Below are 15,930 nucleotides of genomic sequence, written 5' to 3'. Positions count from 1 at the left end.
CGACCGCGACCTTCCGCTGTACCGCATCCGCCGGGTTGGGATTTCACGGACAGGCGAAGACGCTTGTTCTGAGCCGGCACTCTGGCATCCAGAGGGCTCTTGCACCGAAGGAACCAGGGAAACGCAGAAGCGACTCTTCCCGTTTTGCGGCAGACGTCTCGGTAGGTCACCCTGCCCAGCAGGGCTCAGCCCGGCCACAAAACCCGCATCAATCGTTAGGAGAAGTCCAGAGCGCCGGGTCACCGGCACTATCCTGAAAGAGATGTTCCGGTTCTCCTGCCTCCTGTCGGGTCTTTACCGATGACGTCTGCCGAACTTGCCCTGACCCCCAGGCAACTTCAGGCCATCATCGACGCCAACGGTGACTGCATCAAAGTGCTGGACCTTGATGCCCGTCTCCTTTCCATGAACCTCGGCGGTCTCCAGGTCATGGAGATCCCCGACTTCCAGCAGTGCCAATACAACCTCCTGACCGCGTTCTGGGAAGGAGAAGGCCGCGCACAGCTCGACGCCGCCCTCGACGCCGCACGCGCCGGAGAAACCCGCAGCTTCGAGGGAGCCGCGCGGACCTTCGCGGGCACGCCCAAGTGGTGGAGCATGACCGTCTCTCCCCTGCGGGACGATCACGGGCACATCACCCACCTGCTCTCGACCTCCCGGGACATCACCGCCCGCAAACAGGCCGAGGCGGCCCAGGCGGCGGCCCAGGCCCAGCTGGCGCAGCATGCACAGACCCTCGAACAACAGGTCCAGGCGCAGACACGGGCCCTGGAAGAGCGGACGGCCGCGCTGGACGCCTTCGTGAGTTTCACCGAGGCGGTCGGTACCGAAACCGACACCCACCGCCTGGCCGCGCAGGCCGTCACGGCGGTCCAGGCCCAGCTCCGGGACGTGAGCGTGGCGTATTACGAACTCGACGCCGATATGGCCGTCTGGCGGGGGGTCGTGTGGTCCGAAGACGTCAGCCCGGACGTCGTGGCGCAGATGCAAGGAGGCGTGCCCCTGGACGCCCCCGCTTTCGCAGAGACCGTCCAGCGCGGGGAACCCGTCTTTATCGGGGGCTGGGACGCCGAGGGCAACGCCCTGTCCGAGGCAACGATGTACGGCGCGGCCGGGTTCATTCCCCTGTTGATCGGCACAGAGCCGCGGGGAATCTTCGCCGTGGGGAAACGTGGGGCCGAGTCGTGGCCCGAGCGCGATCAGGCCATCGTGCGCGCGGTCGCCCGTGGGCTGGGCCTCAGCCTGGAACGCGCCGCCCAGGCGGGTCAGCTGCGGCAGCAGCGGGATGACCTGAACCGCCGCACCCAGGAACTCGAAACCCTGCTGGAACTGACCGAGGACCTGGGCGAGATGCCGGATCCGGTGGCGCTGGTCGCGCGCGCCCAGATGCTGGTGCTGCGCCTGCTGCCGCCGGGCTTCGCCGCGTACTACGAGGTGCAGGAGGGCCGGTGGCAGCTGCGCGCCCAGACGGGCGAATCGGGATCGGCCGTCCTGCAGGCCCAGATGGAGGCGGGCTTTCCCGTCGGCCAGACGCCCAGCTTCGACCAGATCGCGCAGACGGGACGACCGGCCTTCGTCGACAGCTACGACCCGGCGACGGACATCGATCCCGAAGTGGCGCAGAGCGTGGCGGCGCACGCCACCCTCCCCCTCCTGATCGGTGGACAGGTGCGGGGGCTGTTCAACGTGCCGCTGTTCGACTCGCGGGCGTGGACGCTGGCCGACCAGGCGATCCTGCTGACGACCGTGCGACATCTGGGGGCGGTGCTCGAACGGGTCGAGCGGCAGGTCCAACTGGTGCGGTCGAATGCGGAACTGCAGGCGGCCAACCAGGAGCTGGAAGCCTTTACCTACAGCGTGTCGCATGACCTGCGCACGCCGGTCCGGCATGTCGAGGGCTTCTCTGCGCTGGCCCGCCGCGAACTGACCCGCCAGGACCCCGTGCGGGCCGAGCGGCACCTCGACATCGTGACGGACGCCGCGGGGCGCATGAACATGCTGCTGGACGCCATGCTGACCCTGTCCAGAGCGGGCCGGGCCGTCCTGAATCTCCAGGCGGTCCCTCTGGGCACCCTGGTCGATCAGGCCGTGAACGACGTGACACTGGCCTTCCCGGACCGGCCGGTCGCCTGGACCATCGGGCCGCTGCCCATCGTGCAGGGCGACGCGGCGACGCTTCAGCAGGTGGTGCGGCATCTCCTGGAGAACGCGGTGAAGTACAGCCAGCAGGAAGAGGCGATCCAGGTGCAGGTCTGGGTGGAAGACCGGGAGCAGGAGTGGGCGGTCCTGGTGCGGGACAACGGGGTGGGCTTCGATCCCCAGTACGCCTCAAAGCTGTTCGGGGCATTTCAGCGCCTGCACACCCAGCAGGAGTTTTCGGGAACGGGCATCGGGCTGGCGACGGTCAAGCGGATCGTCACGCGGCACGGGGGACGGGTATGGGCCGAGGGCACCCTGGGAGAAGGGGCGACCTTCGGCTTTTCCCTGCCGAAGACTGCGCCCCCTCCGGCCCGCTGAGAAGCGCAGCGGGGAGACAGGTCTGGAGGACTGGGGAGCGGGCCGCGCTCGGGCCGGAGCAAGCCCCTTTGCGGAACCCAGGGCGGACGCCTCCGCCCGCCCTGAGTTCCTGCCCCCGCCTCCTCTGGCCCTTACCCGCCCGCGCCGAACACCCCGAACTCGTAGAGCGAGTAGCCGTAGCCGGTCGCGCGCGCCGTGCCGTACAGCCGCACGTAGCGCCCACTGCCGCTGACATTCAGGCTCTGGGTGCCCCCCGCGCCGCTGGTCGTGGAGTACAGGGTGGTCCAGGCCGCGCCGTCGTTCGACACCTGAATCTGGAAGGCCTTGCCGTAGGCCGCCTCCCACTGGAGCGAGACCCGGCACAGGGAGCGCACGCTGCCCAGGTCCACCTGAATCCACTGCGGGTCGGCGAACGCGCTCGACCAGCGGGTCCCCGTATTGCCGTCGAAAGCCGCGCCCGCCGCCATGCCGCCGCTCTCGGCCGAGGACGCCGTGGCTGCCCGGCCCTGAGCCAGATTGGCGGTCCCACACGTCGCCGCGCCCCCACCAGAGCCTGCCGCTCCCGGCAGCGAGAGGTAATACTGGCCCAGCTCGGTCAGCTGCCCGTCGGCCCCCAGCAGGCTGGTGAAATGCGTGTCACTCTGCCAGCGGCCCGTGAACCACGCGTAGCGGAACACGTCGCTGCGGGCCTCCAGCGTGGCCACCATGTCGGCCATCTGGGCCTTCTGCTTGGCGACGCTGTCGATCTGGGCACTGCCGTCACCGCTGTGCCAGTTGGCGAACTCGGTGACCCAGAAGGGCTTGCCGTACTTCGTCAGGCGGTCGAGCTGCCCGGCCAGACCGTAGTCGTACCAGTGAAAACCCAGATAGTCGATCTGGGGGTCGCGGCCCCCGTTCTTGCCCCGGTAGGCCGAGTAGAAGGCGTCGAGCCAGGCGACCGGGTCGTTGTAGCCGCTCATGGTGCCCCAGGTGATCTGCGGTCCCACCAGCTTGACACCGGTATCGCGCGCCACCTGTTCGTACCGGGGCCAGACATCGGCGGCCTGCGTGGGCGTGAGGTTGGCCTGATCGGTGAGGTTCGGCTCGTTCATGACCAGCAGATACTTGACCGCCGGGTTCGCCTTCAGGCGGCCGGTGACCGACGCGGTATCGAAATTCCCGTTCCAGACCATCGGCACGAAATCCATCCCATAGGTCGAAGCGGCGTTCTGGGGCGCGCCCCCGTTCGGGGCCGGGCTCCAGTTGTACCACCAGCTCACGCCCGGGGCGAGGGCGGCGAGGTCGGGGGCGGTGGCCAGATCATAGGCCAGGCCGCGCTTGGCGCTCTTGGCCGTCGCCTGGGCGGTGAGGGAAGGCGCGGCGGCCGTCTCCGGGAGGCGCGCAGGCGACGACCCACAGGCACCCAGCAGCAGGGCGATGGGAAAAAGACGCAGGATGGACAGGCGTGTCATGACGGACCTCACAGGAGGGGAATCAGAACGGCTGGGCGGCGGGCTGTGGCGGGCCTGGGGCTGACGGTCTGGCCTGCATGTCTGCCCCCCCTCTCGGACCGGGCAGGGGAAACCGGGATCTCGCCCCGACGAGTTGTGTCTCGTACCCAAAATATAGCGCTACATTTCGAGAGAGGCAACGGCGCACCCCTCCGGGCAGATAGCATCGGAACGCATGAACAGAATCCTTCTTCCTGCGCTCCTGCTCCTGACTGCCTGCGCGCAGGGCAATTCGGAGATCGAGGGCGTACAGTCCTTCAAGTACAGCGGGGGCGACCACCGGACCGGGCGGTTGACCTACGCGCAGCGTCCCCCCGTCGGCGGGCCACACCACCCGGTCTGGCAGAACTGCGGGGTGTACGACCGGCCCCTCTACGACGAACATGCCGTCCACAGCCTGGAGCACGGCGCAGTGTGGATCACCTACCAACCCGGACTGGACACCGGAGAGGTGGCTAAACTCCGGGAGGCGGTGCAGGGCCGCCCGTACACCCTGCTCTCCCCCTACGAGGCGCAGCCGTCTCCCATCGTCCTGAGCGCCTGGAACAAGCAGCTGACGCTGACCTCGGCCAGCGACCCCCGCATCCCGGCCTTCATCCAGAAGTACGAGCAGGGCGGAGAAGCGCCCGAGATCGGCGCGCCGTGCAGTGGGGGCTACGGCGAAACCGCATGACCCGCGTCCTGGCCTGGAGCCTGATCCTGCTGGCGGCGGCGGCCGCCCTGGTGCTGGCCTGGCCCCGGCCACCGGCAGAATCCAGTGCAGAGGTGACCTTCGCCCGGGACATGAGCGCGCACCACCTTCAGGCCGTGGGCATGAGTGTCACGCTGTTCAGGCGGGCGGCCGATCCGGAGGTCAGGCGCCTCGCGCAGGACATCATGCTCACGCAGCAGGCGCAGGTCGGCCAGATGAGCGGCTGGCTGATGGCCTGGGATCGCCCTCAGGCCGGCGCGCGGCCGCCGATGGCCGGCATGGACCGCGCCGCGATGGGTCTGGCGACGCCCGCCCAGGAGGCGAGCCTGGAGACCCTGCCGGTACGGGCCGCAGAAACGCAGTTCCTGCGGCTGATGCGCCGTCATCATGCGGGGGGCGTGGCGATGGCGCAGGCCGCCCTTGAGCACCTGCGCCGACCCGAAACCCGGGCCTTCGCCAGCCGCGTGGTGGTGGCCCAGCGCGCCGAACTCGGGGTGCTCGACCACCTGCTGCTCCAGCGCGGCGTGGCGGTGCCGGGCCTGCCGACCGGGGCGCCGGAGAACATGCCGGGCATGTCGCATCCGTGAGTTTCCCAGAACCCTGGTGAACCCTGCCGGGCGGACAACATAGGGCTCGACCTTCCCGATCGGCGCTGCTCAGGCAGAGGCCAGGCGTTAAGAGTTCCGTTTCAATTGCGGTGCAGGGCCCCTCACCCTGTACCCTGCGGTATGCCAGTTCCGCGCCACGAGCCGGTCTCCCCCGCCGCGCCAGCGCCCCAGCCGGAGGTCACCGCCCTTGCCTTCGACGTGACCGCCGCACTCATGATCGTCCTCGACGTGACCGGACGCATTCTGCGCTTCAACCGGGCCTGTGAACGCCTCACCGGCTACCGGGAAGCCGACGTGCAGGGCCAGCTCCTGTGGCCTCTGGTCCTCGACGTGACCGAGGCGCGCCGGGCCGAAGAGGCCTTCGCCCACCTCAATCCCCACGGCGAGCCGGGCTCCTACGAGAACTACTGGATGAACCGGCAGGGTGAGCCGCGCTTTATCCGCTGGACGACGACCTTCCGCACCTACCCGGACGGACAGGTCGAACTGGTCGTCGCTACCGGCATCGACGTGACGGAGGAACGGCGTGCCCGGCAGGCCCTGCAGGGGCAGGAGACGCTCTTCCGGGCACTGTTCGAGCATTCGGCCGACGGGGTGGTGCTGCTCGATCCGTCCGGACCGGGACGGACCTGTCTCATCGTCCAGTGCAACGCGGCCTATGCCCGCCTGTACGGGTACGCGCCGGGCGAGCTGATCGGACAGTCCATGGACGTGCTGCGGGGCGAACCCACGTCCATGCGCAAGCCGGAAGACCTCGGCTGGCTGCGCGCACAGCCGCATGGGGTTCGGCTGCCGATCGCGCACCGCCACCGGGATGGGCGCACACTTCAGATCGAATCGAACCTGAGCCTGCTGCGTATCGGGGAGCGGGAACTGGTGCTGTGCGTCGACCGGGACGTGACCGTCACGCGGGAACAGGAGGCCACCCTCCACCGCATGAACGCCCACCTCGAATACACGGCCTCTCATGACGCCCTGACGGGGCTGCTGAACCGCCCGGCGTGGCTGGCCCGCCTCACGGCGGCGCTGACGGTGTCGGGGCCGGTGGCGGTGCTGTTTCTGGACCTGGACGGCTTCAAACACGTCAACGACACCTGGGGCCATGCGACAGGCGACGCGCTGCTCCAGGCCGTGGCGGAGCGGTTGCGGGAGACGCTGCGCCCGGTGGACGGGATAGGGCGACTGGGCGGCGACGAGTTCGCCGTCCTGCTGACGACCCAGCGGCCAGACGCGGCGCTGGGCGTGGCGGCCCGCCTGGAGCAGGTCATCGGCAGGCCGTACGAGGTGCTGGGCCATACGGCGCACATCGGCGTGAGCATCGGCCTCAGTCACGTCGGGCCGGAAGACCGGGAGGCGGAGGAGGTCCTGCGGCGCGCAGATCAGGCGATGTACGCCATCAAGGGGACCCGGACCGGACGGATCCGTCCGGGCGGAGAAGATGCAGGTTGACGAGGACGGCCCTGGGCCGGCACAGCGGGGGCAGGTACAGGCCACCGGAAAGAAGAGCGTCCCTACGGCGGGTTCGACTCCGGGCCCGATTAGGTCATCTCCTGGGTTTGGGGAAGCCCATCTGAGGCCTTGGGCCGTGAAGCGGTGCGGAGCGCCGGACCTGTCGGCCGGGGTGAGCGCTCTCTACGAACATTTGGCCGACCCGCCCGCTCCTGGAGCCGGCGTCAGGTGTTCCGGCGTCTTTTCCGCTCCCCCACCCTCTGCCGGGAAACCGCAGGCTCGACGAAATATGAAGGGCATTAACGCCTCCGCGTCCGACGAAAGGTAAGAGATCTGTGTGGCGGACACGCTGAGAATGCCCTCGCTTCGTTCAGAGTCCCTCTAGACGAAGAGAAGCGAAGAACCTGTCCTGTAAATCGGGCACCTCGGACAGGGGAGCCAGTGGTGCGACCGGCTTTTCATCCAGCCACCTTTTTCGGAGGGGGCATTCTCCGACATGCCCAGCGTGTCCCTAGAGGAGATCCATGCGTAACATCAAGAACATTGCCCTGCTGCTGACCTTTGCCCTGTCGACCGCCGCCACGGCCATCACCAGCACCAGCACCGGCTACGGCTCGGCCACCGCCAGCGTGACCGCCAGCGGCACCTACGCCAGCAACGTGTCGTTCACCCTGCCTGCGGCCAGTCTGGAGATCCCCAGTGCGCAGGTCCGGCCCGGCGCCACCTTCAAGATCACGATTCCCGTGACCAACACCACGGACCGCAAAGTCACCATCACGGCGGGGATAGTCGGCGCGCCTGCCAACGTGACCGTGACGGCGCCGACCCCAGTTCCCGCCAATGCTGGCGCAACGGTGAATCTCGTGTACATCATTGCTTTCGATGATGATGCCGAGAAGTATGCCGGCCTGACCGGCCCGGCGAACTTCACGTTCCCGATGTCTGCGGCAGATACGGCGGTCACGCCCGTGGATCTCATCCTCAAGTAAGGGAGACCGAGAGCGGCGCCTTTCCCGGCGCCGCTCTTTTTGCTACCTATGCGCATCCTCCTGACTGCCCTGTCCGTGCTCTGCGCCTCTGTCGCCGCTGCAGAGCCTGTCCCGCTGACCCTTCTGCCCGTGAACGTCTCCGCGACTCCCACGCCTCCGCCTGGCCTGGTCGCGGTTCCGACCGCCCCCCTCGTCTTCGGCGCGGCGCAGAGTGTCCGGGTCCAGCCGTCCAGACTGGTGCTCCAGCTCCAGCCCGGCTACTCGACGGGGACCCTGACCTTCACCCTGCTGACGGACATCAATGCGGAGGTCACCGTGCAGGCGGAGGACGCCCGCCTGGCCGTCCGGGACGCCCAGACACCGCTGCGCCTGCAGGCCAACCAGCTCCAGAGTGTCAGCGCCCTGGCCCTGGCCCCCCACGCGGGCACGTTCAGGGTCGTCAACAGCCAGGGGGCCGTGATCGCGCGCGTGCCCTACGAAATCCTCCCGCCGAAGACCGTGAACCAGAGCGTCTATTTCACCTACAGTCCTTCCGGGAAACTGGCGTCGCTGAGCTACGGCGTCAGCGGGATTCCCCAGACCGCCGTAGACCCGCGGTGGAGTGCCAGCGTGAATATGGGCGTCGACACGGACACGAGCAAGCTTTCGGGCGGCGTCAGCATAGGGGTCAGCTGGTAAGCTTTGCGGCGCAACAACAGGGGTTACTGATCCTCAGGTCAACTACAGTAGGGGGATGACTGCTGGACCTCGCGAGAAGGTGAATCTCCTTCACCTGCTGACGACCTTCGAAGAAGAGACGGACATCCGTCCGGGCAGCCGGATGTGCGTCATGCGGCTGGGCCGGCCCTGGCGTGTCTGTGAGGTCACGGCCCTGTCGGGCAACGTCCTGGCCGTGACGACCGGGCACGAGTATTTTCTGGACAGCGGGCTGCCGCTCCGTGAATCGAAGGGGGTCAGGATCGTCCCCCTGGAGCGCAAACACATCGAGTACCTGATGGTCGTGGACTTCCAGAAGGCGGTGGAGAAACTCAACCTCCGGCACCTGAACGAGGCCCAGTGGCGTTTTCTGTTGCCCGCGGCGACGCGTGTCCTCAGTCTCACGGAGGAGTTGAGGGGCGCGCCTTCCCTCTCGACCCAGGCCTGGGAAGACCCGAGTGACGTCTCACCGGCGGGTCCGCTCACGCGCGACAAGACCAGTCCGGCCCACTGAAGGGACCGTAAGGCGTCGGGGCGCTACTCCGGAGCCGTCCGGTTCCAGAAGCGCCCCTGCCCTGGAGGGGACCTGTCCGGAACCGGGCGCCCAGGGGGCCGCGCGGCCTTTACTGCCGCGTCTCGAGGAAGGCGACGAGGTCGCGCAGTTGCTGGTCGGTCAGCACCCCGGCGTAGGAAGGCATGCTCGCCGCGCCGTTCTGGATGCGCCAGGTCAGCTGGTCGCCGGTCAGGCGCGCCCCCACCGCGCTGAGGTCGGGGCCCCGGACACCGCCCTGCCCTCCGATGCGGTGACACAGGATGCACGACTGGTCGTGGAACAGGGCCGCGCCGCGCACCACGTCCGGGTCACGGCTTCCGACCGTCCGGGCACTCAGCGGGGCCGCTCCGAAGTGCGGCAACCACGGCTCGCGCTGGCCCACGACCGTCAGCGCCGTGACCATCCCGACGGTGACGAGCACGGTGGCGACGGCCCAGGGGCGGCGGCTGGGCGACCTCTCCCCCCGGTTGCTGACCAGCGGGAGCAGGAACAGGGCCCCGAAGGCCAGCAGCGGCGCGAGAATGATCATCAGGTTGGTGACGCCGTAGGGCCACAGCGCCAGCGCCGCGAAATACCAGATGAGATACCAGTCGGGCTTGGGGTCGGCCTGCACGATGCTGGGGTCGGGGGCCGCCCCCAGCGGCGGCGCGCCCAGCCGCCAGGCGAGCGCGGTCACGGCCAGGATCAGCACGGCCCCGAATACGGCGTCGCGCCACGCCGCGTCCGGCCAGAAGGGCACGCCGTCGCGCTTCACGAGGGCCTGGTACTCCCGCTTGTACGTTTTCGGGTCCACGCGGCGGCCCGGCGTGGGCGGCTCGCTGATGCCGTTGCGCAGCACCAGCGCCACATGCAGGCCGATCAGGGCGAACATCAGCGCCGGGAACCAGTAGGTGTGCAGGCTGTACAGGCGCGACAGGGTGGCGGCGTTCAAGGTGTCGCCCGCCATCAGGAAGCGGGCCAGGATGGGGCCCACCACCGGGGCGCGCGAGGCCTGCTCGGCCCCGACGACCACGCTCCAGACCGCGTTCTGGTCCCAGCGCAGCGTCTGGCCGGTAAAGGCCATCGCCAGGGTGAGCAGCAGCAGCACCACGCCGCTGAGCCACTGCACCTCGCGCGGGTATTTGTACGACGCCATGAGGTACACCCGGATCATGTGGATGCCGACCATCACGACCATCAAGGACGCCCCGAAGTAGTGCAGGCCGCGCACGATGGCCCCAAAGGACCCGGGCCGCGAGAGGTGTTGCAGGCTGGCGTAGGCCGTGGCCGAGGACGGCTCGAAGAACATCGCCAGCGTGATGCCGGTGACGACCTGCAACACGAAGGCGAACAGCGTCGCGCTGCCGAACACGAAGGCCCAGCCGCTGCGCCGGGGCACACGGTGGGCGGCGACCTTCTGCGCGGCACTGACCAGGCCGGTGCGGTCTTCGAGCCAGCCCAGCAGGCCGCGCATGGGGGGGCGGGAGTCCGGGGTCATGGCCGCTCCTCGGCCGGCAGACCGGGTTGGGGGCCGCTCTGCTCAGGCAGTCTGGGCAGGACCAGGGTCGGCAGCGGCTGGGCGGCGGGCCGCAACTCGACCACCTCGCCGCGCAGGCGCATCCCCAGGCGCTGGAGCGGGATGCGGGGCGGTCCGGCCACGTTCACGCCCTCGGCGTCGTAGACCCCGCCGTGGCAGGGGCAGAAGTACAGCCCCGAGCCGCGCTGGTGCTGCACCGGGCAGCCCAGGTGCATGCAGGTGTTGTGCAGCGCCAGCCAGTCGCCGCCCTGCCCGCCCGAGCCGCGCCGCGTGACCCAGGCCGTGTCCTTTTTCACGGCCCCGGCGTAGCTCTGGGCGCGGGGGCGCGTGAAGGTGACCAGCACCGTGCGTCCCAGCGGAAAGTCGCCCAGCGTGCCGACCGCCTGCCAGTCGCCCCGGCCGCCGGCCTGGAACGCCGGATCGAGGATGGCCCGCGCGACCGGGTAGCCGGCCCCCAGCGCCGCCAGCCCGCCCGCGCCCAGGGCGGCGGCCGACAGGATGCGGCGGCGCGCGACCTCCGGCGGGGCGTCACTCACCGCGCGTCTCCTGATAGGCGGCCCAGGCCCACAGGCCCGCGCCGAGCAGGGCGACCAGCGCGCCGAGCACGAGCACCGCGCGGCTGGACACCAGCAGCCCCAGCGTGCCCCCCGCCAGCCCGAAGGCGAGCAGCGCGGGGGCGAGCGTGGGCCGGGCCTCGGGCAGCTCGCGGGGGCGGGACCAGCCGGGGGGCAGGGGGACGTCGGAGGGCGCAGGCCGGGAGTCAGAGGAGCTGTTCATGGGATTCCTTTGCGGAGGAGCGGGCCAGCAGCCCGATGAGGACGGCGAAGGCCGCAGCCATCACCACGAGGCCGCCGGCCACCCACATCAGCACGCCGCCGAGCGCGGTATCGGCCGGGGCCGTCATGGGGTACGCGCCCCGGCTGAAGGTGATGGCGGCGCCGAGCAGGGCGCAAGCCGCCATCTGGGCGAGCAGCAGGACCGCCGCCGCCGGGCCGCCCCGCGCCGCCGCCAGCCAGAACAGCAGGCCCGCGCCGAGGAACAGCGCCGCTTCGAGGCCCAGACCCGCCGGGGTCATCAGGGCGTGCGCGGCGGACGGAAGGTGCAGGCCGTAGGTCACGGCGTTCAGGATCAGGAAACCGGGGAGCGCGCCCACGCGCGGGCGGCGCGGGGCGGGCCAGGCCGCCACCAGCAGCGGGGCCGCCGCGAGCGAGAGCAGCAGGTGCGCGCCCATGTGGCGACTGAAACTCCACGGCGCCGCCGCGGCCCCCGAAGCGTACAGGGCCAGCGCGCCCAGGGTCGCCAGGGCCGCGCCGGCCAGCCAGAGCCGGGGCAGGACCGGGCGGTTCAAGGCCCCCTCCACAGGTACAGGGCGACGTACAGCACCACCCATACGGCGTCCACGAAATGCCAGTACAGGCCCAGGCCCGCACTGAGCCCCTCGCGGCGGCGGCCCAGACGGCCCCGCAGGCGCAGCGTCCCCACCACCAGCCACAGCAGCGCCCCCAGCAGCACGTGCAGCCCGTGCAGTCCGGTCACGGTATAGAAGCCCGTATAGAACAGGTCCGAGGCGACCGTCGCGCCCTGGGCCGTCAGCCGCCCGTATTCCTGCACCTGCCCGAACACGAAGACCAACCCCAGCCCCCCCGTCAGCAGGTACAGCAGGCCCGAGGGCACGGCCCGTGACCGCAGGCGCTCGGCCAGCACCAGGGTCAGGCTCGACGCCCACAGGCCCAGGCTCAGGCGCAGGGTGGCGGCGGGGTCCAGCAGCGCCTGCGGGTCGCCTCCGGCGTGGCGGCGCAGGTAGATGTTGGCGACCAGCAGCAGCGTGAACATCACCGCGTCGGTCACCAGAAAGATCGCCATGCCCCAGAACCCGTTCGGGCGGGCACTCGGGGCGGCGTGGGAGCCGGCCGGGCGGGCGCGCAGGCTCATTGCACGTGCTCCTTTTCCTCGGGGCGGATGTGGCCGTGGGTCTGGTCGTGGCGGCTGGGGCGGTGGTGGTCGGGGTCCTCGGGGTGCGCGAGGTCCCACAGCGGGCGGCGCGAGCGGATGGGCGGCAGCACGGTGAAATTGCCCGGCTCGGGCGGGCTGGCGGTGAACCATTCCAGCGTCCAGGCCTGCCAGGGGTTCTGCCCTGCCGGGCGGCCCAGCCGGAAGCTGACGAACAGGTTGACCAGCACCAGCACCAGCCCGATGCCCAGCACGAAGGCGCTGACGGTCGAGATGAGGTTGAGCGTGCCCCAGCCGGGCAGATCGGGGTAGGTGTAGACCCGGCGGGGCATGCCCATCAGGCCCAGGGCGTGCTGCACCAGGAACACGCCGTTGAAGCCCAGCGTGACGAGCCAGAAGGCGAGCTGGCCCAGCGTGCGCCCCAGCATCCGGCCCGTCATCTTGGGGTAGTAGTAGTGCAGCCCCGAGAGCAGCGCGAACAGCGTGCCGCCCATCAGGACGTAGTGGAAGTGCGCGACCACGTAGTAGGTGTCGGTCGTCTGCCAGTCGATGGGCAGCACCGCGAAGCTGACCCCCGAGATGCCTCCCAGCGTGAACTGCAGCAAGAAGGCCAGGGCGTACAGCATGGGCACCTCGAAACGGATGCTGCCCTTCCAGAGGGTCGCCACCCAGTTCAGGACCTTGATGCCGGTCGGCAGCGCGATGAGCATGGTGCTGGCCGCAAACGCGAGGTTGACCGGCTGCGCGAGGCCCACCGCGAACATGTGGTGCGCGTACACCGCGAAACTCAGCACGGCGATGGCGAGCGTGGACCCCGCCACGAACTCGTAGCCGAAAATGGGCTTGCGCGAGAACACCGGGATGACCTCGCTGATGATGCCCCAGGCCGGCAGGATCATGATGTAGACCTCGGGATGCCCGAAAAACCAGAAGTAGTGCTGCCACAGCAGCGCGCTACCCCCGTGGTGAAAAAAGCGCCCGCCCAGCACACGGTCCACCTCCAGCATGATCAGGGCGGCGTTGAGGGCCGGCAGCGCGAAGGTGATGATGCAGGCGTTGATGAAGGTCATCCACGCGAACATCGGCATGCGCCACAGCCCCATGCCGGGGGCGCGGTAGCGCACGGTGGTCACGATGAGGTTCAGGGCGGTCAGGGTGGTGCCGGTGCCCATGAACAGCAGCGCCGCCGCCCAGAAGTCCACGCCCAGGCTCATCGAGAAGGGCCGCTCGCTCAGGGGCGCGTAGGCGAACCACCCCGCCGAGGGCGGGCCTTCGAGCAGGCTGAGGTACAGCAGCGCGCTCCCGAAAGCCGTGAGCCAGAAGCCGAAGGCGTTCAGGCGCGGAAAGGCCATGTCCTTCGCCCCGATCTGGAGGGGCAGCAGGTAGTTGGAAAAGCCCAGCAGCAGCGGCATGACCGCCAGGAAGATCATGGTGGTGCCGTGCAACGTGAAGAACTCGTTGTAGGTCTCGCCGCGCAGCAGGGTGCCGCCCGGCTGCGCGAGCTGCACCCGCATGACCAGGGCCTCCAGGCCGCCCACCAGGAAAAACAGCGACCCCAGGCCCAGGTACAGCAGCCCGATGACCTTGTGGTCGGTGCTGGCGATCCAGCGCGTGAAGTTGCGGGCGGCGCGGGGCGGCAGGGCCTCGGTCACCGGAAAGGCGTCTTCGGAGCGGGTGGTCATCGCAGCGTCTCCAGGTAGGCGACCAGTTCGCCGAGCTGACGGCCGTTCAGGCGGTAGTTCGGCATGCGGGTGCCGGGTTTGACGGCCTGCGGGTCACGCAGCCAGCGGCGCAGGTTCTGGGGCGTATTGGGCAGGACGCCCCCGGCCAGGATGCCCCGCGCGGCGAAGTGGGTCAGGTCGGGGCCGACGTCCCCCCCGGCCCCGGCCCCCGCGACTCCGGCGCCCCGCACGATATGGCAGGCGGCGCAGCCCTGCCGGGCGAACAGCGCCGCGCCCGCCGCCGCGTCGCCGCCGAGGGGCAGGGCAGCGGGCCGGGCCTGGGCCGCGAGCCACGCCGCGTAGTCCTGCGGGGTCTGGGCGACCACCGTAAACCGCATCCAGGCGTGCTGCGCGCCGCAGAACTCGGCGCAGGCCCCCAGGTAGGTGCCGGGCCGGTCGGCCCCGATCCACAGCCGCCCCGTCTGGCCCGGAACGGCGTCGAGCTTGCGCGCCAGCTGCGGCACCCAGAAGTCGTGGATCACGTCGGCGCTGCGCAGTTCGACGAGCAGGCGGCGTCCGGTGGGAATGTGCAGCTCGTTCGCCACGCGCACCGCGCGCCCCGCCGCCGGGTAGCTCGCGGTCCAGAACCACTGCTGCCCGGTCACGATCAGGTCGGGCGACCCCTCCCGGCCCGCCTGCGGGTCCACGCGGCCCAGCGCGGCCCACGACAGCCCGAACAGCAGCACGAGCACGGCGAGCGCCAGCCCCGTCCAGATCAGTTCGTCGCGGCCGTTGCCGAAAATCTGCGGCGGCTCGCCGCGCGCGCCCCGGTGCCGGTAACGCCAGGAAAAGTACAGCGTGAGGCCCGCCACCACGGCGAAGACGACGCCCCCCAGCCCCAGCGTCACCCAGATCAGCGGCCCGGTCGGCGCGGCGAGCGAGGACGCCGGTTCCAGCACGGGCAGTCCCGGCGGACTCACGGCGCGGCGGCCCGGTCGGTACGGGGGGGCGGATTCAGGCGGAGGAAGAGGGCAGAGGCAAAGGGAGCGGCAGCATCGGCGGGCGGCACGTCCACACGGTAGCGCCCGGACGGCCCGGCAGCGTCAGGCTCCCCTGCCCGCCGGCACGCGGGACCTGAACCTCGACCGGCAGTACAGGTACAAGCTCTCGAAGCTGTTGGTCGGGATGACCTCGGAAAACGCGCCGTCCCGCGACAGCCGGTAGGCCAGCACCTCCGCCGCCTGCTGGCCGTGCTCGCCGGCGAACCACCGCTGCCGGACATAGGTGTCCACCGTGACGCGCAGGCCGGACAACTCGGGCATGACCGCGCTCCACAGCTCGTAGTCGGTGGCCTCCTCCAGCTCCGGCCAGGCCAGCGGCAGAAAATGGCTCCGGACGAATTCTTCCCACAGCCCGGGGGCGTGGAGGATCAGCCCATGCGAGCAGTAGCTCCAGGTCAGGCCCGCGCGGTACCGGCCGAGCGGTTCCGGGACCTGTCCCTCCGCGCCGCCGAAGGGCGAGGTGTCCGGGGCCGCCCCGGCAGGAGCGGTCCCCAGCAGCGAGGCGGCGACGGCTTCGAGACGCCTGAGTTCCGCCTGATAGACCTCCGCGAAGGGCGGAGCCCCGACCAGTCTCGACGGCGCTCCCAGCCGCTTCAGTTCTTCGGGCAGGCTCAGCGCCCGGCCGCGTGTATGACTTTCCATCTGCTCTCCTCTGTTCGGGCGCGGCCTGTCGCCGGGCCGGTGCGTTGACTCAGGCTAGTCCCCGTCCCTGCGCGGCGGAACTGGTCATCCGGCCACCCGCGCTGGCC

16 protein-coding genes, 1 pseudogene and 1 riboswitch are annotated in these 15,930 nt (G+C 70.0%); of the genes and pseudogenes, 7 read left to right on the top strand and 10 right to left on the bottom strand.

All coding sequences use genetic code 11. From position 1 onward, the window contains the following. Positions 1–300 precede the first annotated feature (300 nt). Positions 301–2,517 (top strand): ATP-binding protein, encoded by a 2,217-nt coding sequence (locus DGO_RS21230; protein ID WP_014695503.1) that lies wholly within the window; start codon positions 301–303, stop codon positions 2,515–2,517. Between the two features lie 131 nt (positions 2,518–2,648). Here DGO_RS21230 and DGO_RS24380 read toward each other — a convergent pair whose 3' ends face one another. Both DGO_RS24380 and DGO_RS24045 read right to left on the bottom strand, forming a co-directional pair. Then, the gene (locus tag DGO_RS24380) at positions 2,649–2,984 is read right to left on the bottom strand and encodes a discoidin domain-containing protein (RefSeq protein ID WP_264371057.1); all 336 of its coding nucleotides are present in this window, start codon (positions 2,982–2,984) and stop codon (positions 2,649–2,651) included. Positions 2,985–3,080: 96 nt separating this feature from the next. Further along, positions 3,081–3,968 (bottom strand): annotated as a pseudogene (locus tag DGO_RS24045) (glycoside hydrolase family protein); the annotation flags it as partial. 214 nt (positions 3,969–4,182) lie between these two features. Here DGO_RS24045 and DGO_RS15540 point away from each other — a divergent pair. From DGO_RS15540 to DGO_RS15515, 6 genes are all read left to right on the top strand, one after another. Beyond that, positions 4,183–4,680, top strand: coding sequence for a DUF3105 domain-containing protein (locus DGO_RS15540; RefSeq protein WP_043804133.1), 498 nt, complete (start codon positions 4,183–4,185; stop codon positions 4,678–4,680). Next, positions 4,677–5,285, top strand: coding sequence for a DUF305 domain-containing protein (locus DGO_RS15535; protein WP_014695501.1), 609 nt, complete (start codon positions 4,677–4,679; stop codon positions 5,283–5,285). The genes DGO_RS15540 and DGO_RS15535 overlap by 4 nt, the downstream gene beginning before the upstream one ends. 141 nt (positions 5,286–5,426) lie before the next feature. Beyond that, positions 5,427–6,755 (top strand): diguanylate cyclase, encoded by a 1,329-nt coding sequence (locus DGO_RS15530; protein WP_014695500.1) that lies wholly within the window; start codon positions 5,427–5,429, stop codon positions 6,753–6,755. 382 nt (positions 6,756–7,137) lie between these two features. Next, positions 7,138–7,220: riboswitch (cyclic di-GMP riboswitch) on the top strand. A 59-nt stretch (positions 7,221–7,279) separates the two neighbouring features. Beyond that, the gene (locus DGO_RS21225; RefSeq protein WP_014695499.1) at positions 7,280–7,744 is read left to right on the top strand and encodes a hypothetical protein; all 465 of its coding nucleotides are present in this window, start codon (positions 7,280–7,282) and stop codon (positions 7,742–7,744) included. A 129-nt stretch (positions 7,745–7,873) separates the two neighbouring features. Next, positions 7,874–8,422, top strand: a complete 549-nt coding sequence (locus DGO_RS21220) for a hypothetical protein (RefSeq protein ID WP_145975434.1) — start codon at positions 7,874–7,876, stop codon at positions 8,420–8,422. Positions 8,423–8,477: 55 nt separating this feature from the next. Continuing rightward, positions 8,478–8,954, top strand: a complete 477-nt coding sequence (locus DGO_RS15515; RefSeq protein WP_145975433.1) for a hypothetical protein — start codon at positions 8,478–8,480, stop codon at positions 8,952–8,954. A gap of 109 nt (positions 8,955–9,063) precedes the next feature. Here the strand turns inward: DGO_RS15515 and DGO_RS15510 are convergent, their stop codons facing one another. The 8 genes from DGO_RS15510 to DGO_RS15475 form a co-directional block, all read right to left on the bottom strand. Next, complete coding sequence (locus DGO_RS15510) at positions 9,064–10,470, bottom strand: cytochrome b N-terminal domain-containing protein (protein WP_014695496.1); 1,407 nt, start codon at positions 10,468–10,470, stop codon at positions 9,064–9,066. Further along, a complete protein-coding gene (locus DGO_RS23390; protein ID WP_050920930.1) occupies positions 10,467–11,045 on the bottom strand; it encodes a QcrA and Rieske domain-containing protein in 579 nt (192 codons plus the stop codon). Before DGO_RS23390 ends, DGO_RS15510 begins: the two co-directional genes overlap by 4 nt. Then, positions 11,038–11,286 carry a hypothetical protein gene (locus DGO_RS15500; protein ID WP_014695494.1) on the bottom strand — a complete coding sequence of 83 codons (249 nt, stop codon included), beginning with the start codon at positions 11,284–11,286 and terminating at the stop codon, positions 11,038–11,040. The genes DGO_RS23390 and DGO_RS15500 overlap by 8 nt, the downstream gene beginning before the upstream one ends. Then, the gene (locus DGO_RS15495; RefSeq protein WP_014695493.1) at positions 11,270–11,857 is read right to left on the bottom strand and encodes a cytochrome c oxidase assembly protein; all 588 of its coding nucleotides are present in this window, start codon (positions 11,855–11,857) and stop codon (positions 11,270–11,272) included. Before DGO_RS15495 ends, DGO_RS15500 begins: the two co-directional genes overlap by 17 nt. Further along, positions 11,854–12,441 carry a cytochrome c oxidase subunit 3 gene (locus DGO_RS15490; RefSeq protein WP_014695492.1) on the bottom strand — a complete coding sequence of 196 codons (588 nt, stop codon included), beginning with the start codon at positions 12,439–12,441 and terminating at the stop codon, positions 11,854–11,856. Before DGO_RS15490 ends, DGO_RS15495 begins: the two co-directional genes overlap by 4 nt. After that, the gene (locus DGO_RS15485) at positions 12,438–14,141 is read right to left on the bottom strand and encodes a cytochrome c oxidase subunit I (protein ID WP_014695491.1); all 1,704 of its coding nucleotides are present in this window, start codon (positions 14,139–14,141) and stop codon (positions 12,438–12,440) included. Before DGO_RS15485 ends, DGO_RS15490 begins: the two co-directional genes overlap by 4 nt. Next, positions 14,138–15,100, bottom strand: a complete 963-nt coding sequence (coxB, locus tag DGO_RS15480) for a cytochrome c oxidase subunit II (protein ID WP_043804124.1) — start codon at positions 15,098–15,100, stop codon at positions 14,138–14,140. The genes DGO_RS15485 and coxB overlap by 4 nt, the downstream gene beginning before the upstream one ends. Before the next feature lie 123 nt (positions 15,101–15,223). Then, positions 15,224–15,823, bottom strand: coding sequence for a hypothetical protein (locus DGO_RS15475; protein WP_014695489.1), 600 nt, complete (start codon positions 15,821–15,823; stop codon positions 15,224–15,226). Positions 15,824–15,930 lie beyond the last annotated feature (107 nt).

This window comes from Deinococcus gobiensis I-0 (genome assembly GCF_000252445.1).
GTDB lineage: Bacteria > Deinococcota > Deinococci > Deinococcales > Deinococcaceae > Deinococcus > Deinococcus gobiensis.
The sequence above is the reverse complement of the archived record's forward strand: the minus strand, read 5'-3'. Positions and strand labels throughout refer to the sequence as shown.

Excerpts from the sequence above, each read along its gene's own strand:
- DGO_RS21230 (WP_014695503.1), top strand. The coding sequence starts at position 301 with ATGACGTCTGCCGAACTTGCCCTGACCCCCAGGCAACTTCAGGCCATC.
- DGO_RS24380 (WP_264371057.1), bottom strand. The coding sequence starts at position 2,984 with ATGGCGGCGGGCGCGGCTTTCGACGGCAATACGGGGACCCGCTGGTCG.
- DGO_RS15540 (WP_043804133.1), top strand. The coding sequence starts at position 4,183 with ATGAACAGAATCCTTCTTCCTGCGCTCCTGCTCCTGACTGCCTGCGCG.
- DGO_RS15535 (WP_014695501.1), top strand. The coding sequence starts at position 4,677 with ATGACCCGCGTCCTGGCCTGGAGCCTGATCCTGCTGGCGGCGGCGGCC.
- DGO_RS15530 (WP_014695500.1), top strand. The coding sequence starts at position 5,427 with ATGCCAGTTCCGCGCCACGAGCCGGTCTCCCCCGCCGCGCCAGCGCCC.
- DGO_RS21225 (WP_014695499.1), top strand. The coding sequence starts at position 7,280 with ATGCGTAACATCAAGAACATTGCCCTGCTGCTGACCTTTGCCCTGTCG.
- DGO_RS15515 (WP_145975433.1), top strand. The coding sequence starts at position 8,478 with ATGACTGCTGGACCTCGCGAGAAGGTGAATCTCCTTCACCTGCTGACG.
- DGO_RS15510 (WP_014695496.1), bottom strand. The coding sequence starts at position 10,470 with ATGACCCCGGACTCCCGCCCCCCCATGCGCGGCCTGCTGGGCTGGCTC.
- DGO_RS15500 (WP_014695494.1), bottom strand. The coding sequence starts at position 11,286 with ATGAACAGCTCCTCTGACTCCCGGCCTGCGCCCTCCGACGTCCCCCTG.
- DGO_RS15490 (WP_014695492.1), bottom strand. The coding sequence starts at position 12,441 with ATGAGCCTGCGCGCCCGCCCGGCCGGCTCCCACGCCGCCCCGAGTGCC.
- DGO_RS15485 (WP_014695491.1), bottom strand. The coding sequence starts at position 14,141 with ATGACCACCCGCTCCGAAGACGCCTTTCCGGTGACCGAGGCCCTGCCG.
- DGO_RS15475 (WP_014695489.1), bottom strand. The coding sequence starts at position 15,823 with ATGGAAAGTCATACACGCGGCCGGGCGCTGAGCCTGCCCGAAGAACTG.